10 protein-coding genes are annotated in these 10,580 nt (G+C 71.2%); 9 read left to right on the top strand and 1 reads right to left on the bottom strand.

The window, feature by feature from the left end:
• Positions 1-342: 342 nt before the first annotated feature.
• Complete coding sequence (locus tag ACFVU7_RS44835; protein WP_388052497.1) at positions 343-723, bottom strand: hypothetical protein; 381 nt, start codon at positions 721-723, stop codon at positions 343-345.
• Between the two features lie 264 nt (positions 724-987).
• Here ACFVU7_RS44835 and ACFVU7_RS44830 point away from each other — a divergent pair, with 264 nt between their 5' ends.
• From ACFVU7_RS44830 to ACFVU7_RS44790, 9 genes are all read left to right on the top strand, one after another.
• Positions 988-1,371 carry a hypothetical protein gene (locus ACFVU7_RS44830; protein ID WP_388052495.1) on the top strand — a complete coding sequence of 128 codons (384 nt, stop codon included), beginning with the start codon at positions 988-990 and terminating at the stop codon, positions 1,369-1,371.
• Complete coding sequence (locus tag ACFVU7_RS44825; protein ID WP_388052492.1) at positions 1,368-2,861, top strand: PrsW family glutamic-type intramembrane protease; 1,494 nt, start codon at positions 1,368-1,370, stop codon at positions 2,859-2,861. Before ACFVU7_RS44830 ends, ACFVU7_RS44825 begins: the two co-directional genes overlap by 4 nt.
• Positions 2,858-3,208, top strand: a complete 351-nt coding sequence (locus tag ACFVU7_RS44820) for a hypothetical protein (protein WP_388052489.1) — start codon at positions 2,858-2,860, stop codon at positions 3,206-3,208. Before ACFVU7_RS44825 ends, ACFVU7_RS44820 begins: the two co-directional genes overlap by 4 nt.
• Entirely contained in the window at positions 3,195-5,348 is a 2,154-nt protein-coding gene (locus ACFVU7_RS44815) for a hypothetical protein (protein ID WP_388052486.1), read from the top strand. Before ACFVU7_RS44820 ends, ACFVU7_RS44815 begins: the two co-directional genes overlap by 14 nt.
• Before the next feature lie 441 nt (positions 5,349-5,789).
• The gene (gene tgmA, locus ACFVU7_RS44810) at positions 5,790-6,071 is read left to right on the top strand and encodes a putative ATP-grasp-modified RiPP (protein ID WP_388052483.1); all 282 of its coding nucleotides are present in this window, start codon (positions 5,790-5,792) and stop codon (positions 6,069-6,071) included.
• A 3-nt stretch (positions 6,072-6,074) separates the two neighbouring features.
• Positions 6,075-7,046, top strand: a complete 972-nt coding sequence (tgmB, locus tag ACFVU7_RS44805; RefSeq protein WP_388052480.1) for an ATP-grasp ribosomal peptide maturase — start codon at positions 6,075-6,077, stop codon at positions 7,044-7,046.
• Complete coding sequence (gene tgmC, locus ACFVU7_RS44800) at positions 7,043-8,191, top strand: ATP-grasp peptide maturase system methyltransferase (RefSeq protein WP_388052477.1); 1,149 nt, start codon at positions 7,043-7,045, stop codon at positions 8,189-8,191. The genes tgmB and tgmC overlap by 4 nt, the downstream gene beginning before the upstream one ends.
• 662 nt (positions 8,192-8,853) lie before the next feature.
• Positions 8,854-9,660: a cytochrome P450 gene (locus tag ACFVU7_RS44795; protein ID WP_388052475.1), complete on the top strand. Its 807-nt coding sequence runs from the start codon at positions 8,854-8,856 to the stop codon at positions 9,658-9,660.
• A 278-nt stretch (positions 9,661-9,938) separates the two neighbouring features.
• Positions 9,939-10,244, top strand: coding sequence for a hypothetical protein (locus ACFVU7_RS44790; RefSeq protein ID WP_388052472.1), 306 nt, complete (start codon positions 9,939-9,941; stop codon positions 10,242-10,244).
• The last annotated feature ends 336 nt before the right edge of the window (positions 10,245-10,580 follow it).

The following is a 10,580-nucleotide window of genomic DNA, read 5'->3' as shown; positions in this document are numbered from 1 at the left end:
CGTCCCGCTGCGGCAACAACGGCTCTATACGAGCCCACGCAGCATCCGTTATCTCTCCTCGACCCACCACAAGATCAATTATGAGACACGGCCTAGCACTGGGACGAAGCCGGACGCGGCGCGACGCGGACGGCCGCCCGGTCGGGCTGATGCGGGAGGACGGTTGGCCCTGGACGCCGTGATGCTGTCGGCTGGCTGCCGCTGCGCCAAGGCGCCTGCACCCTGTCCGCTGGTCGGCAGGCGGCCAGAGCTTTGACCTGATCCTCTCTTGATCGCGAACATGCCATGTCAGTCCCCGGTGCCGGGATCGCCCGGGCGCGGCGGGACCTGATCGGATCGCGGTCAGGCAGTCGCTGCTTCGGCCTCGATGATGCGCTGGTGTAGTACGACCAGGAACTTCGGGTACCGGTCGGCGGCCCTGGCCTCTCCGAAGGCCGGATGCTCGCCCGCCGTCGTCCAGGCGGCGGTGGCCTCCGACCTCAGCTGCCAGAGCCGCACGGTGAGATCCGGCGGCCAGAACGAGGCGGCGGGCCCGTCCTGCAAGCCACCCTCCGGCGGATCGGCCGGCCAGCACAGCCGCTCCAGCCACTGCTCCGGAGCGGGGAATCTTTCACGGGCTTCAGCCGCGATTCCGGCGGAGAACTCCTCGACCGCGCGCTGCGCGGCCCGGGCCGCCAGCTGCAGGGCGATCAGGGCGTCGGGGATGGGGATGTCATCGGGCACGGAGAGGAGCCTACGTTGTTGGCCTGCCGGGCCCAGTCCGCCTGGTCCGGTCGGTTGGCGACCCGTCCAGCGGCCCGGGCGCCGGGCCCCCGGCCGACGGGAACGACGAGCGCCACCGGGAGCGAACAGGCCCTGGGTAAGTCGGAATATCTGACTTTCCGCGTTTCGCGGCGATGCCACCGGTCCTTCGATAGCGTCCTGTTGACGTGTTCGCGGCGGCTCGCGGGGGCCTGCTGCGCGCTGCCCAGGTGAGTGGAGTACAGCGTGACCGAACTGTTGCCCAAACCCGTCCCCGGCGCCGCCCCAGGTGGCCCGCCCGGCCGGCAGGTCCGTGTGCTGCTGGGTGGTGGGTTCCTCGGGGCGGTACTCCTGACCGCCTCGCTGGTGGTCGACTTCTCGGGGGCCAATGACGTGAGCGTCCCCCAGCTGCCGAAACTTCCCCCACTGCCGACGTCCTTCTCGACGGACCTCCCGTCGGGCTTCCCGACGTCCTTCCCGACCGACCTGTCGACAGGCAGGCCGTCCGGTCTCCCAACGTCCTTCCCGTCCGGGTTCCCGACCACGCTCCCGTCCGGCTTCCCGACGAGCTTCCCCGGGCTTCCCACGGCCTTCCCGAGCCTGCGCGGCCTGCCGGGGGGTGGCTCGTGAGCCGACGAGTACTCCGGGTCCTCCGGGACGACCGGGCAGCCACCGCACGGGCGCTGCTGATCGCCCGCGGTGCCATCGCCCTGTACCTGGTCGAGCTGGTCGCGAACCTGACCCGCCCCCGGCTGCAGCCCGACGAGCCCTCCCTGTCGATCTTCTACAGGATGCCGTCCGGCATCACCAAGATGCCCGGCCTCTCGGACTCGTTCGAGAAGCTGATGGCCATGCCGGTTGCGGTCTTCTGGACGGTACTGGCGGGCATCGCGGCCGGCGTCCTGATCCAGGTCTTCGTCGCCGTCACCCGCCAGCCCGACCGGCGGGCAGCGGTGCTGACCTGGGTGACGCTGGGGCTCCTGCTGCTGCCCTTCGGGCTGATCCCCCTGGTGGTGATGATCGAGTACCTGCCGGTGACGCTGGCCTGCCTGCCCAGCACCGCGTTCGTGCTCCTCCTGCTGCGAGGCGGAGTGCGGTTCGCCCGGGTGCCGCTCGCGGCGCTGCTGGCCGCGTTCGGCTGGGGCGCGTTGATCGTCTTCGGCCTCGGCCGCGCCTACACCGGCCTCGCGTTCGCCACCATCAGCGGCTACATGATCCCCAAGGACTACCTGAACCCCTCCGGCGGCGACCTGAGCCTGGGGCTGGGCCGGTTCACCGCAAGCATCTTCCGCAGCATCGACCTGGTGGTCGTCCACCTCGGCGTGGTGAACGTACTCGTCGTCGCGGCCGGCGTCCTGATGCTCCTGCTGCTGTTCCGCCACCACATCACCGACACCGTGACCGGCCTGACCCTCGGCGCCGCCGTCGGGCTGGGGTACAGCTTCGTGGAGAGCATCCTGTTCATCAAGATCTACGGCACGTTCGGTTCCGTTCTCGGGACGACCGGCGGCTTCGAGTACTGGATCCGGCAGTCGATCGGCCTGCTCGGCGGACAGGTCGCCCTCGGCGCCGTACTGGGAGCCGGGCTCACCCTCGCAGCCCGCGCGCAGCGGCGCGCGCTGGTCGCCTCGGCGGCCCTGGTGGCGGCGATCGGTGGCGCGACGGCGGCCGAGACGCTGTCCGGATGGCTCTCCGGCCGGATCGGGGGCCAGGTCGAGACCGGCAGCGCGCTGGACACCCTGGTCGTCTCGCCGCTGATCTGGCTTCTCCCGCAGCTTCCCTTCATCGCCCTGGCCGTGGTGCTCCTGGTCCTCGGACTGCGCGAGCGCGCCGTGATGCTGCGGGCTGCGGCGGCGGCCGAGACCGCGACCGGCCGCGCCGCCATCACCCCGACGGAGGAACCCGTCCTGGTCTCACCCGCCCAGCGGCTGTGGGTCGTGGCGGGCACCTGGCGCCGGCACGGAGCCGGCACGGCGCTGCGCCTGCACCGGCTGCAGAGCGCGCAGCTGGAACTCGCGAGCTGGTGGGCGCAAAACGATCCGGACCTCGAACCACAGGGAGACGAGTTGCGCGCACGGGTACTGCGGCTGAAGGGCGCACGGACGGTGGTGGGCTCGTGACGCGCCGCCTGGTCGCCGCGCGGCTGGCGGGCACCGCCGCCCTGCTGGCCTGCAGCACGATGCTGTCGGCCCCGCCGGCCTCGGCCTGCACGGTCGGCATCGGCTACAAGCCCTCCCTGGACCTCACGGACCTGCGCCAGCACCGGACCTGCTCGACCGGCACGTCGCTCGCCGGGGCCGGCGGCGTGGCCGTGCTGGTCCTCGGTGCCCTCGGCGTGGCGGGACGGCGCGCCTACCGGCGAGGAGAACGGGCCGTGGGGCCGGAGCCGGATCCGGCGTTGACGGCCTACCTGGAGGCCACGGGAGTGACCCCGACGGAGAACGGACGCGGCCATGGCGCACCGTAGCGCGCGGCGCTCGCGGGAGGCCTGGTGGAGTCGCTTCACCCGGGCGGTCCAGGCCGTCCTGGTCGCCGCCATGCTGGTGGTCGGCCTGCCGATGCCTGCGGCGGTCGCGGACGGCACCCCGGACCCTGTCCTGTCCGAGCCGGCGGGCGATATTGCGGACAGGGTGAACGAGATTCTGGCGGACCCGCTCCTAAGGCTCGGGATGGAAGCCCATGACAGGCTCAACATGTGGGATCCCGGGCGCAATCTCGCCATCGTCTTGTTCGACCTGACCGGATTCCAGAAATCCCATCTAAAGAATCTCGAAAAATGGTTCGGCGCAGAGAAAAAGAAGGCCCAGAAATGGCCCGATCCGGTGGGCGACATGAGGCTGTTCAAACGAGAGGGGCGCGAGGAACTGTTCGACCACCTGGGTATGGCGAAAGACGGCGTACTGCTGGAGGTCGCCGCCGTCAACACCCCGAAGGATAATCTATCCGAGGAGGAGGACGAGGGTGAGCATTCCGAGCCTGCCATCTACCGGGTCCTGTCGCTCATCCTCCAGAGTCCGTATCTGGACATCCAAGGCGATGAGCTCAAGAGCGTAAAGGGAGGGGATCGCGACGGTTATTCGGACCGGGATCGCTGCAAACCCTGCCGGGAGGTGACCAAGGGGATCGACGAAAAGGGCGGGAAGTTCAAGTTCCTGGTTGACTACACGACCCGCGCGGATAGAAGTTCCGCATGGAAGAAGCTTGATCAGATTCTTCCATATGTAAAATTTCGACTCGAAAAGGAGAAAAGGGAAAAGAAGAAGCAGGCCAAGGCCGCTATGCCCGGGCCGGCCGGCTCGACCACCCACTGCTCCTCGATGGGCCGTGGTGCCGGGGGGCCCGTCATGGGGATGTCCCTGCAACTGGCCGCCGCCGATCCGTGCGACGAGGACGGCGGGAGCGCCCGCGGCGGGGCCATCGACCAGGCGCTCGCATCCGCGGACTCGAACGGCGGCGTGGACTTCTCCACGCTGGAGATGCGCTACATCTCCGACACCTCGGACGGGATCCAATACGCGTACGCCGCGCAGCCGCTGCCCGGCGGGTACCAGCAGGACAACAACCTCGGCACGCGCGTGGTCAAGAACCTGGGCGACGACCTGCGGACCTGGCTGGTCCTCGACCCGCAGAAGTTCTGGGTCAACCTCAACCCCACCGAGCCGGACCGTATCGTCGACCCCGCCCTGGGGCAGACCAACGCCGGGAAGGCCATGCTGGAAGCCGACCTCCAGATGAAGCGCACCGAGGCGAAGATCCTGCACCCCGACTCGGAGACCGGCGCGAAGTACTGGCAGCAGCTCCAGTCGAGTTCGGACGGCGCGCTCTGCTTCTCCTCCCGGATGTGGATCGTGCCCGGGCAGGTCGAGGTGCGCGAGGACGGCGGGTCGCTCTACATCCTCAAGGCGCTGCTCGACGTGAAGACGAAGTCGGAGAACATCGACGACCCGTACTCCCAGGGGTGCAAGACCGACCCGGCCACCGATGCCCACCATGAGGAACTGGAACGCACCCTCGTGCTGCCCGAGGTGATCAAGGCGGTCAACACCGACCCGGAGTACGCACCCCTGCGCCGGGCGTTCATGGCGCGCATCATCGCGCAGTGGGCCCGCGAGCGGCACCAGCAGGGACACCGGACCGCGTTCGACGACATCATCGACTCCAAGGAGCTGGGGCCGGCCCGGCTGGAGGACGGCTGGCGCCCGAAGCAGGTCTTCGACGACTACGTGCGCTCGTACCGCGACCACGAGTTCGACATCACCCGGGAGAGCACCGACGGCGGCGTCCAGCAGGTCACCCGGTACGTGTTCGGCGGTGCCGATCTGACCAACGTCCGGCTGACCGGCGTCACCGAGGCGGATGCACGGCAGCGTTACCCGCAGGTCACCCGAGCCGCTCAGGACTCCGTCACCCGCCAGGTCACGGCACCGGACGGCTCGATCTGGCTGGGCGGCACCGTCCAGGCGCCGGAGCAGGGATTCTGGGACCAGCTCAAGGTCGGCATCACCCGGCTGACGGGCGGTAATGGGCTGCTGCTGACGGTGCTCCTCCTCGCACTCGGCGGCGTCCTGTTCGGATTCCGAACCCGGCGCGGCGCCCGGACCGGGTAGACTCGCCCCCGCCCGAGCCACCTACCGCCCACCCGCAGGGAACCGGCGCCCCCGCCCACCAGAACCACGCGGGCACGCCCTCGGGGCCGCAGCGCCCGACGGCCGGTCGGTAGGCGGCCGAGCCGGCCCGGTCCCGCGTGGTCCTCGGCCGAGGGCTGACGGATGATTGATGCGTCGAGCCCTGCGGGCGCCCCGCTGCGCGGAGGCGGTGGCCGCCTGGTCCGCGCAGCCGGGCGTGGTCGGTACCCGGGGCACGGGGGCCGAAGTCGACCGGTGCCAGCCTCGGGGTCGACCCAACCGTGCTCCTGGCCGTCGGCGTCCGGGCCCGGCGGCGGGGGAAGTTCACCGAATCGCCTCCACCCGTGCCTGTTCACCGGCATCATGACTGATGGTTACCGATCGCATTGCCAGCGTCACGTATCAGGTGCAGGAGAGATCAGGATGCCCAACACCGTCACCGCCCCGTGGGGCACCACCCGGATGCGCCCGTACTGCGACACGCCGCCCTGGCCCGCCCTGACACCGGTCATCGACCCGGACACCCAGGTCGCGGTCTTCCACGACGAGCAGGGCCGCACCGTCGAGCTGGGCAAGCACGGGACCAGCACGGACCAGACCGGCCCGACGAGCACCGGCGGCGGTGGCGGGGACGGGCAGAGCGGTGGCCAGGCCCAGCCGACCGACGTCGACACCGTGACGTCCAACGACCAGGACCAGAGCTGAACCATGGCGGGTGACCGGCAGGCGGCGGTCCTGGTGCTGACCTGCGCCTACGACCCGACGGCCGACATCGTGCTACGGATCCTGGCCGAACGGCAGGTGCCGGTCGTGCGCGCGGATCCCGGCGCCGACCTCCACCAGGGCGCCGTACTGACCGCCCGCTACGGCGCGGCCGGCCGACGCGGCACCCTCACCACCGCCAGCCGCGCCCTCGACCTCGACCGGGTCCGCGCGGTCTGGTACCGGCGCCCCTCGGGCTGGGCCACACCGGCCGGTATGGACGGACAGGACGCCGACTTCGCCCGCGCCCAGGCCCAGTGGGGCATCGGCGGCGTCCTCGCCTCGCTGCCCGGCGCCCGCTACGTGAACCACCCCTGGCGGATCCGGGCCGCCGAGCACAAGCCCGCCCAGCTCGACGCCGCGCTCGCGGCCGGCTTCGCCGTCCCCGACACGATCGTGACCACCGATCCCGAGCAGGCGCGCACCTTCTGCGCCGAACAGCCCGGCGGGGCGGTCTACAAGCCGCTGTGGAACTCCCCCTACACGGATGAGGACGGCCGGCCGGTGCAGGCCTGGGTCGCCGAGGTCTCCCCGGACGAGATCACCGACGCCGTCGCCGCCTGCCCGCACCTGTTCCAGGCACGCCTGGCCAAGGACCACGACGTACGGCTGACCGCAGTGGGCCGCGAGCTCTTCGCCGTCCGCATCGACAGCCCCGACCTGGACTGGCGCCGCCGCCAGGACCTGGTCACCCACACCCCGATCGACGTCCCACTCCCCGTGCGCCGGTCCGTGGCCCGCTACCTGGAGCACTTCCGGCTCGTCTACGGCGCCTTCGACTTCGCCGTCACCACCGACGGCCGCTGGGTGTTCCTGGAGTGCAACGCCAACGGGCAGTGGGCGTTCTTCCCGCCTGCGACCACCGACGCCATCGCCACGGCGATAGCCGACCAGCTCCAGAAGGGCCCTGCCGCATGACCACCACCGCAGCCGCCGCGGACCTGCGCGCAGCCCTCGTCCGGCAGCTCACCGCCGACGAAGGCCTCACCGACCCGCTCTGGCGCGCCGCCGCGGCGGCCGTACCGCGCGAGGCCTTCGTCGGCGACTACTTCCGCGAAGTCCCCGGTTCCTTCCCCACCTCCTGGGAACCGGTCCGTGAGAACGGCGACGGCTGGCTGGAGGCCGTCTACACCAACCAGACCCTCGTCACCCAGCTCGACGGCCGCGTCCACCCCGCCGACACCGACCAACCGGTCGCCGGATCCCCGTCCTCCTCGTCCACCCTGCCCTCCCTGGTCCTGCGCATGTGGCAGCAACTCGACGTGCACGACGGCCATCGCGTCCTGGAGATCGGAACCGGCACCGGCTATTCGACCGCGCTCGGCGCCCACCGGCTCGGCGAGGAGAACATCGTCAGCATCGAGGTCGACCCCAGCCTCGCCGAACGCGCCGCCGCCTCCCTCAAAGCCGCCGGGTACGCGCCGCACCTGGTCGTCGGCGACGGTCTCGCCGGCCACAAGCCGCTGGCGCCGTACGACCGGCTCATCGCCACCTGCGCGGTGCGCACCCTGCCCTACCCCTGGCTGCACCAGGTCAGGCCCGGCGGAAAGATCCTCGTCACCTTCTCCGGCTGGCAGTACGGCTACGCCCTCGCCCTGCTGACCGTCACCGACCCCGGCGAGGCAACCGGCCGCTTCCTGCCCGGCTGGACCAGCTTCATGATCGCCCGCCCCCACGACCGCCTCCCGCGCCAGAACCCCACCCTGCTGCCCGGCGACCAACGCCCCACCCGCGTCGACCCCGCCACCATCACCACCTGGACCGGCACCTGGGTCGCCCAACTCGCCGCCCCCTCCGCCGAACGCATCGACGCCGGCGACCAGCAGATCCTCATCGACCACGCCACCGGCTCCCAAGCCCGCACCCAACCCGATGGCCACGGCGGATGGACCGTCACCCAGCGCGGCCCGCTGCGCCTGTGGGACCAGGTCGAGGACGCGGTCGAGACCTGGCAGGCGGCGGGCACACCGCACCAGGAGCGCTTCGGCATCACGATCGACGGCGACGGACAACGGGTCTGGCTCGGAACTGAGGACGGACCCGGCTGGCGCCTGCCGCTGTGAGCCCGCCGGCGAGACGGTCGGTCTGCCCGACGAACAGCCGGGCAGGCTCTGGAACTGCCATGGGACAGCTCGGCGGCGAGTACCTGGAACACCCGCCGGGGCGCGGTGCCGGAGGGTACATCCAGTGGCGCACCTGGGCGGACGGCGGCCTTGAGCGCCATCTCGGCCTTGTGCCGGGAACCCGCCGTCGCCCAGAACGGGTGGCCGTACAGCTCGCCGCCGACCCCGGCGAACCCGACCCGCCTCTCCTCGCTCGGGTCGGCGGCCCAGGCGGCCTCGGCCGCGACACCGTGCCCAGGGCAGCGGGTGGTGTCGTCCGGAACGGGCCCGCGGCCCCGCCCCGGGCGGCTACCGTCGACAGCACAAGGCCTGACCCGGAGCCGGGCACACCGACACGCCTGCGCGCCGGCCACGGCTTCCCCGGCGACGCCGAGCGCCTGGACGCCGAACTCGCCGCCCAGCTGAGCTGCTGCGCTGGGTGCCAGTGGACCGGCTCGACCAGGTCGACCAGGTCCCCGCCGTGGTCGACCTGGCCGCCGTCGCCGACATCGTCGCCGCCTACCGCGGCCGCGTCCACCTGGCCGCCGACCGCGAGGCGGCCGACGCGATCGACGAGGCCGTCGCCGATCCAGGACACCATCCTGCGGCGAGCGATGTCGCCGGTGCCGCTGCTGGAAAAGCTGCCGACCCGCCGCAACCGGGCCTTCGACACGGCGATCACCCGTCTTCGCGGTCTCCTGGACCAGATCGTGGCCGAGTACCAGCAGGACGACACCGAGCGAGCCGACCTGCTGTCGATGCTGATGAACGCCCGGGACCAGGACACCGGCCAGCCGATGCCCGCCCACCAGCTGCGCAACGAGGTCATCAACGTGCTCGCCGCCGGCATGGAGACCACCGCCGACACGCTGGCCTGGATCCTCCACGAACGCGGGCAGCACCCCGAGATCGACCAGCGCGCCCACGACGAGGCCGCCCACGTCGTTGGCGACCTGGCGGTCACCCTCGACGACCTGCCCCGGCTCCCCTACATCCAGTCCGTGGTCAAGGAGGCGCTGCGCATCCACCCGCCGACCAACCTCCTGATGCGCAAGACGGTCGCGCCCGTCGACCTGAACGGCGTTCGGATCCCCGTCGGGACTGAGGTGATCGTCAGCCCTCTGCTGACGCACCACGACCCGAACCTGTTCGCCGACCCGACCCGGTTCGACCCGGACCGGTGGACTCGCGAGGAGACCGCCTCGCTCCCCAAGGGCGCCTACCTGCCCTTCGGCATGGGCAACCGGCAGTGCGTCGGCGAGGCGTTCGCGCTCACCGAGATCCCCATCGTCCTGGCGACTCTCCTGGCCCGCTGGCAGCTGCGCCCCGTCCCTGGGCACGTCGTGCACCCGGTCCAGGCCGTGACCGTGTCGCCCGGCCGGCTGCCGATGACCGCGGTGCCCCGCCACGTGAGGACCAGCTCCTCGTAAGGGCGAGGGACCGCAGCACCGTTGAGGGCCTCGGAGCAGGCCGCCCCGGCTGGCCGGGGCGGCCGCTACGGTGGCTCCATGCCTTCCGTTCTCCTCTCCCCGCCCCAACCCCGGCCAGGGGGGCGACGTGCGCTCCCCGTTGCCCGCAGCCGTACCGACGCGGCTCACCTGCCGCGCAACATCCCCCGGCCGGCGACCTCAGGCCTCGTCGCCCCGAGGACCGCCGGCGAGAGCGTGACCGCTGGCATCCGCCGGCGCCGCCTCTTCGCAGAAGGCCAGTGATCGTGCGCGCCCCCCGTATCAGCGAGCCGACCGACACAACGTCAACCGCCGAAATCGAGATGCTCACCGCCCTTCGCTCCTTCGCCGATCGCTGGCCGCCGGTGCCGCGATGGCGGTACTCGTCCGCCGTGGGTCTGCTGCTCGATGTCGGCCAGCTGTACACCCCGCAGTCGTGGCCGGACAGCGCACTTGGTGATCCCGGCAACTGCCACGTCGAGTCCGTGAGCTGGGCGATCGCCCGTGACTGGGCCTACGTCGAAGGAGTCGCCTGGCACGAGGGAGTTCCCCTTGATCACGCCTGATGCGCCGCGCCTGGGCAGGCCACCGCCCTCGATCCGACCTGGCCTGAGCCTGTTGCCGCAGCATGCATCGGACTGGCGATCGAACCGCGGACCGCGTCCGACCTGATGGGCCGCCAGAAGGCCGCGCTGCTGGATCCGGCCTCAACCACCGGCCGGGCCTGGCTCCAGCACGGCTCCCCGCCGACCTGCTCATCGCCAGCGGCCGACCGCTCCCCGGCCCTCGAAGTCCAGCCCGTGGCCGCTAGGGCCTGTGTGAGGTTGCGATCAGTCTTCGGGTTCTGCCCTCGCCTGAGGGCAGAACCCGGTAGAACGGTTGGCTGTGACGCGCAGGCAACT

The organism is Kitasatospora sp. NPDC058046, from assembly GCF_042885595.1.
Taxonomy (GTDB): Bacteria; Actinomycetota; Actinomycetes; order Streptomycetales; family Streptomycetaceae; genus Kitasatospora.
Note: the sequence above shows the minus strand (reverse complement) of the source record. Positions and strands in the feature narration are given on the sequence as shown.